Origin of the sequence: Flavivirga aquimarina (assembly GCF_030540835.1) — a bacterium.
GTDB lineage: Bacteria > Bacteroidota > Bacteroidia > Flavobacteriales > Flavobacteriaceae > Flavivirga > Flavivirga aquimarina.
In genome coordinates, this window is record NZ_JAUOEK010000120.1 from 102616 (window position 1) to 116634 (window position 14019).

A 14019-nucleotide genomic window follows, 5' to 3' on the forward strand; every position below is an offset into this window, starting at 1 on the left:
AGAGTCAACAACGATTTATTAAAAAATTAAAACAGCATTTAATCAAGACTCTTCCAAAATCTCAATTTGTTTTATTATTTCGTTTTCGGTAATCGGATAATCTTTTCCATTTTTAATAGCTTGATAAACATCATCAAATAAGTTCATATAGGATGATTTTATAGCCACTATCTTTTCATGCGTTTTTTCTCCATCGGGAGAAACTACTGTAAGAACACCTTCTTTATTAGGTTTTTCAATTCCAAAAAATGAATCATTAGGATTCATACCTTTCATTAACTGTTCTTCTTGTATATCGGTACGCTGTTTTACATAAGATCCTTTTGTACCGTGTATTATAAAAGCCGGTTGAGGATTGGCTACCAATAAGCTTAATGTAATAAACACTTGTAATCCTTCTGGGTATTCTAAGTGAAATTGTGCATAATCATCTATTTGAGTATTGGGTCTAAAATATCCTATCTTTTTAGACCACTTTAAAGGCATTCCAAACAAAGAAATGGCAGCGTCTAAAACATGCGGCCCTAAATTATATGAAATACCATTACCTGGTATCGCCGATTCTCTTAGTTTATTGGGGCTTAATTCTAAAATATACCTATCATAACGAAAATGTGCTTCTATTAACTTGCCTAACTTTCCGGAATCTACGATGTTTTTAACGGAAAGATAGTCACTGTCGTAACGCCTATTTTGATATGGTAAAATTAAACGGTTATATTTTTTTGCTTCTGCAAATAATGTCTTTGCTTCTATAGAAGTAACAGTAAAAGGTTTTTCAACTAAAATATGCTTATTTGTCTGTAGTGCTTTAAGGGCAAACTCATAATGAGTCGCATTTGGGGTATTGATAACGATTAGTTCAATATCATCATCTTCTAAAAGCGCATCAACAGAATCATAACTTTTAACGTTTGGATACTTAAGGTGTGCTTTCTTTTTAGTTCTTTCCACTACAGCCGTAAATTGAAATGCGCTATGTGCCTCTAAAAAAGGAGCATGAAAAAGCTCGCCCGACTTACCAAAAGATAAAACACCCGTTTTTATAATGGCTTCCATGAAATAAATTTAAAAAAAGAATTACCACTCTCGTTTTTTATTGAGTTCTTCGAGAGCTTCTAATTCTTTTTGAGGTATTACTTTTAAAAAAGATGGATGTTGCTCGATAGCATATTCTATTCTTTTTACAATCTCATCTGTCGTTTCATTATCGTAATCAATCTCTAAAGGTGCTTTAATCTCAAAAGATTGCAATATGTTTTTCTTTTTAATACGCAACCCTTTTTTATCGAAAGAACGTCTAAACCCATCAATAACAATTGGTACTACAATAGGTTTGTATCGCTTAATAATGTGAGCTGTTCCTTTTCTTATGGGCTTGAAAGGGGTTGTTGTTCCTTGAGGAAAAGTAATAACCCAACCGTCGTCTAAAGCCTTACCTATGTTAGAAATATCACTCATCTTAACTTGTCTATTTACATCTTGCCCTTCAGACCTCCACGTACGTTCAATGCTAATAGACCCAACGTAAGCTAATATTTTTGGTAATAACCCCGCTTTCATAGTTTCTTTAGCAGCAACATAATAGATATTTAACTTAGGATGCCACAAATACCCAACATTTTTTATAGAGTCTACACGTCCACTTAAACTGGCATTAAAAACATGAAACATAGATACTACATCTGCAAAATAAGTCTGATGGTTTGAAATAAATAATACATTGGTATCTGGTAGGTTTTTTATGATTTCGGAGCCTTCTATTTGCAACTCATTAAATCCTCTAAAACGTCTATGGGTTAACGCTCCTAAAATTCTAATAAGCCACTTTTTTAAAAATAATATATGTCCAAATGGATTTCTCTTAAACAGTCCCATAAATCACGCGTCAAAATTGGTTAGTTATTGCAAAAGTAACAAATCTATTAAATTACATAGATAGTTTTAACAAGTCTTTAATTTCACTTAGTATCATGGCAGTAGCTCCCCAAACAACATGCTCGTTTAATTTAAATGCGGGCACCTCAACTTCTTTACCGTACGATGTTGATACTTCTTTAGTTATCAATATGTTATCATCTAAAAAATGTTCTAAATCAATTTCAATAGTAGCTTCCACCTCATCATCCTGTTTAATAAAGTTTGGTGTACTTTTAGCTACCCCAAAAAAGGGTTGTACATAAAAATTACTGGGTGGGATATAAACTTGGGATAGTTTTCGAATAATTTCTATGGCATCTATGGGTACCCCTACTTCTTCAAACGTCTCTCTTACTGCGGTAGCTTCTAATGATTTATCTCCTTTTTCCAGCTTCCCACCGGGAAATGCCACTTGTGCAGAATGCACACCATTATATGTTTTTCTTAAAATTAGAATCAGTTTCGTCTGTTTATTTATATCGGGATAAAACAACGCCAATACCCCAGCTCTTTTTGCATTTTTTATGGCCTCTTGTTGTTTTTTCATAAGCGCTCTGCGAAAAGGAGGAACCATTTTAAAGTGAGACGATTCGGATGGAAGTGGTATATTCTTTACTTTTGAAACTAATTTTAAAAATTTATCAAAATTCATATTTATGAAGCCCGTATTTTTTTTGTGTATATTTTTTTTATTTCTGAGTTGTGAAGATAAACAAACTAAAAAGAAAATTGTTCCCGAAACTACAGTCACAAAAAAGAAAAAAAAAGCCATTAAAATAGATACTGTTAAAGCACCAGAAAGGGAATTCCCTAAGTTAAATTCAAAAAGTGCTATGGCCTTTTTTCTGGAGTACGACAAACAACATAAAGAAAACAAAGTACGTATCACTACAGATTTTGGTTCTTTTGATATTTTGCTATATAACGAAACAAAGTTTCATCGCTCCAACTTTATTTTCTTAACTAAGCAGAAATATTTTAATGATACACAATTTTATAGAGTTATTAATAATTATATAGTACAAGCCGGGAATAGTGATGACAAAAAAACGTCTAGAAAGCGTGCTCACATAGGGAGATACTTACTGCCACCAGATACAAAACGAGGTTTTAAACATCATAGGGGTGCTGTTTCTATGCCTAGCAGCGAAATTAACAATCCATATAAGTTAGCTTCTCCTTTTGAGTTTTTTATTGTACAACAAAAAGGCGGTGCTCATTTTTTAGATGGCGATTATACTATTTTTGGCAAAGTAGTTAGAGGCATGAGTGTTATAGACAAAATTGCTGCTGTTGAAACCGATGCCGGTGATTGGCCTGATAAAAATATTTATATTAGAAATGTGGAGATTATTGAATAAGAAAACCTCTTAATAATCTCGCTAAGGCACAAAGGCGCAAGTCTGACACTTTACTATTTATTTTCGTAGAGCAACAAAAGGTATGGATGTTTTTGATAAAATTGCTGATATTGTAGCTGATTATGGTGATTTTTATATAAAAAAATGTGGAGATTATTGAATTGGAAAACCTCTTAATAATCTCGCTGAGGCACAAAGGCGCAAAGTGAAATGCTTTACTTTACTATTAACTTCCTATTTGAACACGGCACAGTTTCACTGATTACTGATTACTGATTACTGATTACTAAATAACTCATTCTTTATAAACTGTTGGCAATGCTATTTTAAATTTTACTGCCAATAATCTAACTACAATCACAACAACTCCTGCTATTATAAAAACAATGTTATTTTTTATTGGAAGCTCACTTAATAAAAAATAGGTTATACCTCCAAGTATACAAGCGGTAGCATAAATCTCTTTTCTAAAAATAACCGGTATTTCATTACATAAAATATCACGTATAACACCTCCGAAACTAGCTGTTATAGTTCCTAAAGCGATACAAATAATTGGATGTAGTTCGGCATTTAACCCTTTTTCAATTCCGACCAAGGTATATAAACCTATACCAATGGTATCAAATAAAAACAGAGATGTTCTTAGGTAGTTAATTTTACTTCTAAAAAGGATAGCAAAAACAGCAGATGCAATAATAACATAAGTAAACGTAATGTCTTTCATCCAACTTACAGGTGCATTACCTATTAGTAAGTCTCGAAGTGTCCCACCTCCAACTGCTGTAACAAATCCTATAATCAAGATTCCGAATAAATCCATTTTTTTATTAATGGCCACCAATACACCGGAAATAGCAAAAGCAATGGTTCCTAAAATATCTATAGCATAAAACATATTTTTATTTCGGTTTTATAAATTGTTAGTAATTGGTTGTGTTCTTAATGATTACAACAAAAATCTGCATTTACCCTAGTGCATAACTACCTCTTTTTAATACCTTCGGTAGAGCTTGCCTTGTGGGTAGTTGAAAGGCTCAGGGTAAGTGATTCACTCTCTTTTTTCTCTCTCCAATCTTTTTAAGATCCTTCGGCTTCGCTCAGGATAAGCGATTCACTCACTTTTTGCCAAAGCAAAAAGTGGTTCTCTGCTTACATGTCTTGAGTATAGAAATTATAATCCTTTAAAATGACATCAATAAACTGCATATCATTGCTGTGTTTCACTTCTTTTATTCCTGCTACTTCTATTATTTTGGTTCTTAGTTTTATTAATGTTTGGTAATCTTTTGCTGTTCTTGCATTAGTAAATGTATCTTTTATAATACGTGCATCATTATCAGATAATTTAATAACATTAGGGTAAGTAGGTTTATAGTCTTGCTTTAAATTCTCTAAAATAGTATGGCTAATATTTACACTATCTTTTAATAAAATCACTGCTGTTCCTGCTGCCATATCTCCTAATCGTTGTGTTTTTTTATTAAATAACATAACGAAAAAGCCCAATCCGAAAATATAAATATCAACAATTCTAAAAAACCAACGCACCACATAATCAGAAAATGAAGCCTGATAGCCGTCAATTTTAACAACCCTTATTTTAACCACACGCTTCCCGATGGTTTGCCCTTGAAAAAAAGCTTCCAAAGCCAATGTATAAAACATGACAGGAAAACTCAATATCGTATTAATACCTATTTGAGACCATTCGTCCATCCCCTCAAAAACACCAAATATCTTATTCAAAATAAGATAATAGCCTATTTTAATGGCACCATCTATAATAAATGCTAATAGCCTTTCTCCACCACCTGCAGCATTGAACGTTATTTTTACATTTTGAGTCGTGTTAATTTGTAACTCTGACATTTTATAATTTAATTTATCGAATATTATGAGGGAAGTTTCATTTATTAAGCAAAATAAGGAAAAATGGTTGAGTTTTGAAAGGGCAGTCTTTAATAATGACTTTGAAAATCCCGATGAGCTAGCCTCACAATACATTCATCTAATAAATGACTTAGCGTATGCACAAACCTACTACCCCAAAAGTAAGGTTATTATATATCTTAACCAATTAGCAGCTAAGGCTTTTCAGAAAATTTACAAAACAAAACGTGAAGATACTAATAGAATTTTTGGATTTTGGAAAACCGAAATTCCTTTAATTTGCTATCAATACCGAAAATTTATTTATATCGCTTTTGCCGTATTTTTTGCGTTTACTTTTATTGGTGTTATTTCTGCTGCAAATGATGGCGAATTTGTGCGTTCTGTATTAGGAGATAATTATGTTAATATGTCTTTAGAAAATATAGAGGCCGGAGATCCTGTAGCTGTTTATAAAAGTGGGAGTAATTGGGGCAGTTTTATTGGTATTACCATAAACAATCTGCGGGTTGGCATTATCGCTTTTGTTTTAGGTGTTTTTTTAGGAATAGGCACACTTTACATTATGTTTGAAAACTGTATCATGTTGGGGTCATTTCAATATTTCTTTTACGAAAAAGGCGTTTTATGGGAAAGTGTTCGTGGTATTTGGATACATGGGGCCATGGAAATTTTCGCTATTGTAATTGAAGCTGCTGCCGGACTTATTCTGGGAGCTAGTATTTTATTTCCTGCAACACATTCTAGGTATACATCATTTAAACAAGGTGCTAAAACCGGTATTAAAATTTTAATAAGCACTTTTCCTTTTACTTTTTCTGCCGGATTTCTAGAAGGTTTTATTACCCGCTATTCTAATATTATGCCTAATTGGTTATCTACTGGTATTATATTAATTACATTGAGCATTATTAGTTACTATTATTTAGTTTATCCTTTTAAAGTCCAAAAGAAAATTACTCAGCTCCAAATTTTAAGTCCATCAGTTGAAAATAAATAGATTACATATCATCTTTTTTTGGTTTCTTATAGTTTGTTGCCATCAAACTACTTTTAGTTCTAGCATAGTGCAAGAACCTGAACAGATAAGAGAATTTGACGAAGATTTTAAAGATCGATATTCCAGCAATAAATACAATTACGAAGGAACAAAAATAGTAACTAAAACTCCTGAGGGTTCCGGTAATTATGAAGATTATAAAAACGAAAAAATAAAGCAAAAGGAAAAAAATGATAGTGAATCCGTCATCATAAACCTCGGTCCTCTAGGATGGCTCTTTTACCTCGCTATAGCCATTGCTGTTGTTTATCTGGTTTATATTTTATTAAATGAAGGTGGTTCTGGGTTATTTTCTTCGAAAAATAATAAAACCCTTAATGATTTTGATGAGATAACTGCTGAAAATATTGAACATACAGATATACACACCTTAATAAAAAATGCTGAAAGTGATAATAACTACAGATTAGCCATTAGATATTATTATTTATTGGTTTTAAAAACACTTAGCTTAAAAAACTATATAAAATTTGAAGACGATAAAACCAATAGTGAATATTTAAACGAAATAAGCCAAAAACCATTTAGTAATCAATTCGAATATATCTCTTATCTATATAATTATATCTGGTACGGCAAATTTGCAGTGAATATAAACCAATACACTAAAGCCAAAAATAATTTTCTAACCCTTTTAAATCAGGTAAAATAATGAAGAAAATTTTGCCTGCCCTTTTAATAATTGTCGCCTTAGTCGTTACGGCATCTTTGGTCATTGGAATAAAGAAAACCAAAACCGTCGATTGGGAAGAGTCTTTTAACGAAAAAAGCAACAAACCCTATGGCGTTAGCGTATTTTACAAAGAATTGCATCACTTATTTAAAGATTCTAAAATTAGAACGGTTTATCATCAACCGGGGAGTTATTTAAGAGCTAATTCTGAGGATGGTTACGGAGAACATGTTGCTGAAGGAAGCTATATTATAATTGGAAATTCTGATTATTTAGAAGATGACTCGGTAGACGAACTACTAAATTTTGTTGATGCTGGTAATACTCTATTTATATCCGATTATTATTTCGCTCAAAAAATTCACGACACCCTAAACATTGATGTCGACTATATTTTAAATGAAAAAGATAGTATTTCATATCAATCGCTTAAATATATCGATATGGAAAGTACTATTATAGATAAAAACATGGGTGATAACTATTTTTCCCGTTTCGATACAATAAATTATAATGTACTGGGGTATTCTAAAATTGATTACAAACATGCTAATTTTATTCAAGTTCCATTTGGAGATGGGAATATATACCTGCATCTTGAACCAAAAGCTTTTACTAATTATAACCTTTTAAAGGAAAACAGGTACAAATATGTAGAAGGATTAATTTCCTATTTACCTAAAAATAATGTGTATTTTGACTCCTATATAAAAATACAAACGGGATATGATGGTGATGTTGAAAAAGAATCGAACTTAAGCTGGTTTCTCGAGCAATTATCTTTTAGATGGGCCTGGTATACTGCCTTAATTTTTGGTGTTTTGTTTATGATATTTAATGCAAAACGCAGGCAACGTATTATAAAAATTATAAAACCATTGCAAAATACGACTATAGCTTTTGTTAAAACCGTATCTAATTTATATTTTGACACTCAGGATCATAAAAATTTAATAGATAAAAAAATAACGTATTTTTTAGAAAAAATACGGACAGATTTTAACTTAGACACATCTACACTAAATAGTGAATTTATAGACAAGCTAGCAGCCAAAACCGGCAAGAAAAAGGAAGATATTAAAACAATAATCGATTATATTAATTGGCTAAGATCAAAAAATGAATTTTTTGAAGAAAACCTAATCAAATTAAACAGGCATATTGAAGCTTTTTATACTACATAATTATGGACGAAAATAAAGAATCTCAAGACCATCAAGATGTTTCACCAAAACCAGACACTTTATCATCAATTGATAGTAGTGCCTTAAAGGATAACTCTGATGATTTACAATTTCAAAACCGTTTGGATTTATCAGAACTTCAGCAAAGTGTTAACCAAATTAAACAAGAGGTTGGTAAAATTATTGTCGGACAAAAAGATATGGTAGATATGCTTATTGCCTCTCTATTAGCTAAAGGGCATTCTCTTATAGAAGGTGTTCCGGGAGTTGCAAAAACAGTTACAGCCAAACTCTTAGCAAAATCTTTAAGCGTCGGTTTTAGCCGTATTCAATTTACGCCAGATTTAATGCCTAGTGATATCTTAGGAACCTCGGTTTTTAATTTAAAAAAATCGGAATTCGAATTTAAGAAAGGTCCTATTTTTTCTAATATGATTCTTATTGATGAAATCAATAGAGCACCTGCCAAAACACAAGCTGCTTTATTTGAAGTTATGGAAGAGCAACAAATTACTATTGATGGTAATAAATTCTTATTAGATGCCCCTTTTATGGTTTTGGCAACTCAAAACCCTATAGAACAAGAAGGGACCTATAGATTACCTGAAGCTCAATTAGACCGATTTTTGTTTAAAATTGATGTTAATTATCCTAATTTAGAGGAAGAAATAGAAATACTTTCCAGAGAACATGAACTAAAAGAGAAGGTTAAAACAGAGGCCATTACATCGTTTTTAACCGGTGAACAAATTGTAAAATACCAGGATTTAGTAAGTCAGATTTTGGTAGAAAAACACTTGCTTAAATACATCGCAGAACTCATTGTTGCCACCCGTAGCAATCAATTTCTGTATTTAGGTGCATCACCAAGAGCGTCAATTGCTATATTAAAATCTAGTAAAGCATTTGCTGCAATGGCTGGTCGCGATTTTGTAACACCAGAGGATATAAAACGTGCTGCCATTCCTGTATTACACCATAGAGTTATTGTAACACCAGAACGTGAAATGGAAGGTGTTTCCAGTAAACAAATTATAAAACAAATTATTGAAACTGTTGAGATACCTAGGTAGTTGGCAGTGTTCAGTATTCAGTGCTCAGTGTCCAGTAAACAGTTGCAGTAAGCAGTAACCAATAACTAAATAACCAAAGTTGAAATTCTTTAAACCATTCTACATACAGCCTCGTTTTTTTTATGCCGGTATAGGCATTGTGGTATTGTTTGCTTTAAGTTATTTCATTCCGCTATTATTTAATATTGCACAACTTTTCATATTGGTGCTTATTCTCTTGTTCTTTTTAGATTTTCTAATTGTCTTTATTGGAAAAAACAAACTTGAAGCGACTAGGATATTACCAGATAAATTTTCAAACGGAGATAAAAACCAAGTGAAATTGCATATTAGTAATAATTATCCCATTTCGGTTTTTTTAGAAATTATTGATGAAATTCCGGAACAATTTCAAGTTAGGGATTTTAAAATTAAAGAGCGTGTTTCGCCACGAGAATCAAAATCAATTCAATATAATTTAAAACCAACGGAACGGGGTGAATATCATTTTGGCAATTTAAATGTATATGTTTCTTCCGTTATAAGTTTAGTTGCTAAACGCTATATGTCTAATCATGGTGCCATGGTACCTACTTATCCGAGTTTTAAACAATTAAAAAAGTTTGAACTTTTAAATATCAATCAGAATTCACTAGATTTTGGGCTTAAAAAAGTAAGGCGCTTAGGACATTCTATGGAGTTTGAACAAATTAAAGAATACGTTTTAGGTGATGATTTACGTACTATAAACTGGAAAGCTACAGCAAAGAAAAATCAGCTGATGGTCAATCAGTTTCAAGACGAAAAATCGCAACCGGTTTATTCTATTATTGATAAAGGCCGCATCATGAAAATGCCTTTTAGCGGTTTAAGCCTTTTAGATTATGCTATTAATGCAGCTCTTGTAATTAGCAATGTCGTTTTAAAAAAGCATGATAAAGCAGGAATACTCTCATTTTCTAAACAAATAGACAATGTTGTTGTTGCAGAGAGAAGAAACTCGCAGATGCAACTTATTTTAGAATCGCTTTACAATGTTAAAACAGATTTTTTTGAAAGTGATTTTAGCCGATTATACGGTAGTATAAAACGCCACATTACAAATAGAAGTCTTATTTTAATGTACACTAATTTTGAAACGCTCGATGGCTTAAACAGGCAATTACCTTATTTAAAAGCCATTTCTAAAAGTCATTTGTTAGTGGTTATTTTCTTTAATAATACCGAATTAAATAGTCTAATTACTGAAAAAGCTGAAACAGTACAACAAGTTTACGATAAAGTCATTGCCGAAAAATTTGCATTTGAAAAACGTCTCATCGTAAATGAGTTAAAAAAGTATGGTATCTACTCTATTTTAACAACACCAGAAAACCTTACTATAGATACCATTAATAAATACTTGGAAATTAAAGCCCGAGGCTTACTTTAAAGAGAAATTATTAAAACAAAAAAATTGTCTAAAAAGTTAAGATAGTCCGTTATTAGAAACAAAGCGAAGTAGTTTTTTACAGATTACTTCGTACCTCTCTATAACACTCAATTATACTTTTTAGACAACTTTTCATCTATAGATGAAACTCTAAAATATTTTATACCGCTTCGTTCAACCAAGCTTTCATCATCCAAACTGTTTTTTCCTGCTCTGTAATAAAATCACTCATCATCGAATTAGTCCCTTCATCACTAGCTTCATCTGAACTCTCTAAAATTGACCTCTCAATTTTTAAAAGTTCGGTTAAAGAATCGACAATTAAACGTACTGCTTTGTCATCTTGAGAAACATTTTTACCAACTGGCACTTCTGCATTTCCTACATATTCTTCAAATGTGTGAAACGGTGTTTCTCCCAATGTTAAAATACGTTCTGCAATTAAATCGACTTTCATATTTGCGTCTGTATATAATTCTTCAAACTTTACATGTAAATCAAAAAAACGTTTCCCTCTTATATTCCAATGAATACCTCGCAAGTTCTGATAATATATTTGAAAATTAGCTAATAAATGATTCAAATCATCTGCTAAACCTTTGGTCTTTGTGGAATCTAATCCTAAACTATTTAATGTCATTTTTATATCTATTTTTATATTGATTACAAATTTAATTTATAATTAACAGGTGTTTCTATAAGTTTTATTGATAGTTTTTATATTTTTATAGCCTAAATTGATTACTTATGACTATTACCCAATTGTACTATGTTTTGGCTGTTGCCGAAAACCAAAATTTTACTAAAGCTGCTGAAAAATGTTTTGTAACACAACCTACTTTGAGTATGCAGATTCAAAAACTTGAAGATCAATTAGGGGTATTGATTTTTGATCGTACTAAAAAGCCCATTGAACTAACTGATGTTGGTAAAAAAATTGTAGATCAAGCAAGAAATATTGTAAATGAATCTTATAGAATTCAAGATATTGTAGACCAGCAAAAAGGTTTTATTGGTGGCGAGTTTAAACTTGGTATTATACCAACTGTTATGCCAACGTTACTCCCTATGTTTTTAAAGAATTTTATAAAAAAACACCCAAAAGTCAAGCTTAAAATAGAAGAGCTAGCAACAGAGGAAATAATTTCCAGAATTAGTGATGGACATTTAGATGCTGCTATAGCTGCCACTCCTTTAGAAGACGAAAACATAAAAGAACGTGTTCTATATTTTGAACCATTTGTGAGTTACATTCCTAAAAACCATAGATTACATAACCACAAAAAAATAGATGTATCGGATTTGGATATTGACGATATGCTTTTACTTGAAGACGGTCATTGCTTTAGGGATGGTGTTATTAACCTCTGCAAAGCCTTTAAAAACCAGATTGACGATCAATTTCAACTGGAAAGTGGTAGCATAGAAACACTTATAAAACTTTCAAATGAAGGCTTAGGTATGACGCTCTTACCTTATTTACATACCTTAGATATTAATAATAAAGAAAAAGAAAATCTACATCATTTTAACGAACCTGCTCCTGCCAGAGAAGTAAGTATTATCTACCATAAAAGTGAATTAAAAATGCAAATTATAGAAGCGCTACAAGATGTCATTTCTAGTGTTATTAGAGGCGCAATTGCATTTCAAAATGTACAAATAATTAGTCCGTTGCCTAAATAATCGCATTGACCCCTATCATTTTGAATTTGATATGGATCAACAAAAAAATTACTCCTGTGTTGATAAAAATAACTCGATCGCAACATCGTTTCTAAACTCTGCTATATGGAAATACATATCCTTAGGCGATATAAGGGAGCGATAAGTTTCTTTACGTACACCGTTCCCGTTTGAAGGAAAATTTTCTTTCCTATAGGTTGTTGTCATCGTAGGTTTTAGTAAAATAGGATAGTCTCTTTCCAGTCTATTTTTTACTGCTTTTATCATGTTTTTGCTTTCTAAAACAGCAGCCTCTTTATGATCGGATACAGCACCTCGTATCTTTTGTATGATTTCGAAAGCTTTTTGCATCTGACATTCCATAATAGCCCCTATTTGTTTTTGTTCTTTATGTATTGCTTGCTTTACTTCATTCCGGGATATTTTACTTTTCAAGCTACTATCGACCAAATTGGGAATACTGTCTTTGATCCATACGCCATATACTTCTTTTACCGTAGAGTATATGCCACGGTTATTTTGTAGGTGCTGTGGGTTCTCTTTTAACAATAATAAACTCGGTATTGCCAACAGGCTCGATAATCCTTTGCATAAATGTATGATGGCCACTGCTCCTTCCAAGGTATTTATATGAGATTTAAATGCTGCATACAATTGCCGATATGTTTCATCAAAATATTCATAACGCTCAGATCTATAGGTGCTAACTCCATGATTTTTTATATATGCTGCTACTTCTGCTGTGGTCAATGATAGATTTACATGAGAATATACCTGTTCTTTTTTTTCCCTATGTTTTTTACGTTTCGTGATTTTTAGTGTTTTAGCTGCATTAGTAATAGTCCACGGATTCCCCAATTGATAAGATTGTAAATGATCTATTAACCCCGATATACAACCGTTCTTGGATTGTAAATAAATGTGGTGCATTGCCTTCTTAAACAACCTCCACATTTTTTTTATACTTTTTCTATTGATCTTGCTATTGCAATTAACAATAAGAAAGGGAGGAAAACCTATTTCCAATTCATTATGGGTATCAGTTTCCAGGGTAAAAGGGATTTGATATAACTTACTATAAGCATGTGTATAACCAATCATAGTATGTGCCTGGAGCGATTTTGTTTCTCCTTTATCAAGTAGATTATACGTAGCAAACTCATACTCAAAACCAACACTTCTATGGCAAGACATAATCACTTTCATATCTCCATTAAATGTATGCGACAACCAGTTTTGGTATTTTTTTTGATTTGTTACGACTTCCTGAGCTGTATATGCTCCGTCTGCATGTGCTTTTTTTATCATTTCTAAATTAGGCAACAACAACTGTGCTTTGTTAAACTTGGATAAAGCTTCCCACAGATCTAAATACCTATAAATACTATAGACCCGTGGGTTAAACCCTTTGTTCTTAAGAGCCGCCTGTATTAAGGCTGTGTTTTCAAGGCTTTTATAATAGGATTGTATTTTAAGATCGGTTTGGTTGTTCGCCCTTTCAATATCGCACAAAACATCGTAGCTTCCCTTTATAATTGTTTTACAATGATAGTTGTTCCATAAGGCGTTAAGTGTAGGTGCATCTTTTATGGTATTATTACTTGTACACAAATCTGCTACAAAATTTGCAGTACCATCAATAGAAATTCCTGGGTTCATGGTTTTAATAAGGCGCATAACTTCAGACATTTGGTATGCGCTGTCATTTATTTTGATAGGCCGCTCTAATTTCATGATTCTTAAAATATAATAACGGGC

General features: G+C 32.0%; 14 protein-coding genes. 7 read left to right on the forward strand and 7 right to left on the reverse strand.

What is annotated here, in order from left to right; genetic code table 11:
- Window positions 1-42: 42 nt before the first annotated feature.
- The 3 genes from Q4Q35_RS11760 to Q4Q35_RS11770 are packed head-to-tail and all read right to left on the reverse strand — an operon-like array spanning window position 43 to window position 2572.
- Window positions 43-1059: a Gfo/Idh/MocA family oxidoreductase gene (locus Q4Q35_RS11760; RefSeq protein WP_303278169.1), complete on the reverse strand. Its 1017-nt coding sequence runs from the start codon at window positions 1057-1059 to the stop codon at window positions 43-45.
- A gap of 21 nt (window positions 1060-1080) precedes the next feature.
- Window positions 1081-1878, reverse strand: a complete 798-nt coding sequence (locus Q4Q35_RS11765; RefSeq protein ID WP_303278170.1) for a lysophospholipid acyltransferase family protein — start codon at window positions 1876-1878, stop codon at window positions 1081-1083.
- A gap of 52 nt (window positions 1879-1930) precedes the next feature.
- On the reverse strand, window positions 1931-2572 hold the full coding sequence (locus Q4Q35_RS11770) for an NUDIX hydrolase (RefSeq protein ID WP_303278171.1): 642 nt from the start codon (window positions 2570-2572) through the stop codon (window positions 1931-1933).
- A 4-nt stretch (window positions 2573-2576) separates the two neighbouring features.
- Between Q4Q35_RS11770 and Q4Q35_RS11775 the strand changes: the two genes are divergently transcribed.
- Window positions 2577-3281, forward strand: a complete 705-nt coding sequence (locus Q4Q35_RS11775; RefSeq protein ID WP_303278172.1) for a peptidylprolyl isomerase — start codon at window positions 2577-2579, stop codon at window positions 3279-3281.
- 295 nt (window positions 3282-3576) lie between these two features.
- On the opposite strand, the gene Q4Q35_RS11780 is transcribed toward Q4Q35_RS11775, so the two are convergent.
- Window positions 3577-4179, reverse strand: coding sequence for a trimeric intracellular cation channel family protein (locus tag Q4Q35_RS11780; protein ID WP_303278173.1), 603 nt, complete (start codon window positions 4177-4179; stop codon window positions 3577-3579).
- Window positions 4180-4433: 254 nt separating this feature from the next.
- Complete coding sequence (locus Q4Q35_RS11785) at window positions 4434-5153, reverse strand: RDD family protein (protein WP_303278174.1); 720 nt, start codon at window positions 5151-5153, stop codon at window positions 4434-4436.
- 25 nt (window positions 5154-5178) lie between these two features.
- Between Q4Q35_RS11785 and Q4Q35_RS11790 the strand changes: the two genes are divergently transcribed.
- From Q4Q35_RS11790 to Q4Q35_RS11810, 5 genes are all read left to right on the forward strand, one after another.
- On the forward strand, window positions 5179-6174 hold the full coding sequence (locus Q4Q35_RS11790) for a stage II sporulation protein M (protein ID WP_303278175.1): 996 nt from the start codon (window positions 5179-5181) through the stop codon (window positions 6172-6174).
- A 67-nt stretch (window positions 6175-6241) separates the two neighbouring features.
- The gene (locus Q4Q35_RS11795) at window positions 6242-6886 is read left to right on the forward strand and encodes a hypothetical protein (protein WP_303278176.1); all 645 of its coding nucleotides are present in this window, start codon (window positions 6242-6244) and stop codon (window positions 6884-6886) included.
- Window positions 6886-8091: a DUF4350 domain-containing protein gene (locus Q4Q35_RS11800; RefSeq protein WP_303278177.1), complete on the forward strand. Its 1206-nt coding sequence runs from the start codon at window positions 6886-6888 to the stop codon at window positions 8089-8091. The genes Q4Q35_RS11795 and Q4Q35_RS11800 overlap by 1 nt, the downstream gene beginning before the upstream one ends.
- Before the next feature lie 2 nt (window positions 8092-8093).
- Window positions 8094-9164, forward strand: coding sequence for an AAA family ATPase (locus tag Q4Q35_RS11805; protein WP_303278178.1), 1071 nt, complete (start codon window positions 8094-8096; stop codon window positions 9162-9164).
- A 79-nt stretch (window positions 9165-9243) separates the two neighbouring features.
- A complete protein-coding gene (locus Q4Q35_RS11810; protein WP_303278179.1) occupies window positions 9244-10575 on the forward strand; it encodes a DUF58 domain-containing protein in 1332 nt (443 codons plus the stop codon).
- 160 nt (window positions 10576-10735) lie between these two features.
- On the opposite strand, the gene Q4Q35_RS11815 is transcribed toward Q4Q35_RS11810, so the two are convergent.
- Window positions 10736-11215, reverse strand: a complete 480-nt coding sequence (locus tag Q4Q35_RS11815) for a Dps family protein (RefSeq protein WP_303278180.1) — start codon at window positions 11213-11215, stop codon at window positions 10736-10738.
- Window positions 11216-11322: 107 nt separating this feature from the next.
- Between Q4Q35_RS11815 and Q4Q35_RS11820 the strand changes: the two genes are divergently transcribed.
- Window positions 11323-12261, forward strand: a complete 939-nt coding sequence (locus Q4Q35_RS11820) for a LysR substrate-binding domain-containing protein (protein ID WP_303278181.1) — start codon at window positions 11323-11325, stop codon at window positions 12259-12261.
- Window positions 12262-12309: 48 nt separating this feature from the next.
- Here the strand turns inward: Q4Q35_RS11820 and Q4Q35_RS11825 are convergent, their stop codons facing one another.
- Window positions 12310-13995 (reverse strand): hypothetical protein, encoded by a 1686-nt coding sequence (locus tag Q4Q35_RS11825; protein ID WP_303278182.1) that lies wholly within the window; start codon window positions 13993-13995, stop codon window positions 12310-12312.
- Window positions 13996-14019: the final 24 nt, after the last annotated feature.

Coding starts and splice junctions, on each gene's coding strand:
- Q4Q35_RS11790 (WP_303278175.1), top strand. CDS start 5,179: ATGAGGGAAGTTTCATTTATTAAGCAAAATAAGGAAAAATGGTTGAGT.
- Q4Q35_RS11765 (WP_303278170.1), bottom strand. CDS start 1,878: ATGGGACTGTTTAAGAGAAATCCATTTGGACATATATTATTTTTAAAA.
- Q4Q35_RS11825 (WP_303278182.1), bottom strand. CDS start 13,995: ATGAAATTAGAGCGGCCTATCAAAATAAATGACAGCGCATACCAAATG.
- Q4Q35_RS11770 (WP_303278171.1), bottom strand. CDS start 2,572: ATGAATTTTGATAAATTTTTAAAATTAGTTTCAAAAGTAAAGAATATA.
- Q4Q35_RS11805 (WP_303278178.1), top strand. CDS start 8,094: ATGGACGAAAATAAAGAATCTCAAGACCATCAAGATGTTTCACCAAAA.
- Q4Q35_RS11780 (WP_303278173.1), bottom strand. CDS start 4,179: ATGTTTTATGCTATAGATATTTTAGGAACCATTGCTTTTGCTATTTCC.
- Q4Q35_RS11815 (WP_303278180.1), bottom strand. CDS start 11,215: ATGACATTAAATAGTTTAGGATTAGATTCCACAAAGACCAAAGGTTTA.
- Q4Q35_RS11785 (WP_303278174.1), bottom strand. CDS start 5,153: ATGTCAGAGTTACAAATTAACACGACTCAAAATGTAAAAATAACGTTC.
- Q4Q35_RS11775 (WP_303278172.1), top strand. CDS start 2,577: ATGAAGCCCGTATTTTTTTTGTGTATATTTTTTTTATTTCTGAGTTGT.
- Q4Q35_RS11760 (WP_303278169.1), bottom strand. CDS start 1,059: ATGGAAGCCATTATAAAAACGGGTGTTTTATCTTTTGGTAAGTCGGGC.
- Q4Q35_RS11800 (WP_303278177.1), top strand. CDS start 6,886: ATGAAGAAAATTTTGCCTGCCCTTTTAATAATTGTCGCCTTAGTCGTT.
- Q4Q35_RS11820 (WP_303278181.1), top strand. CDS start 11,323: ATGACTATTACCCAATTGTACTATGTTTTGGCTGTTGCCGAAAACCAA.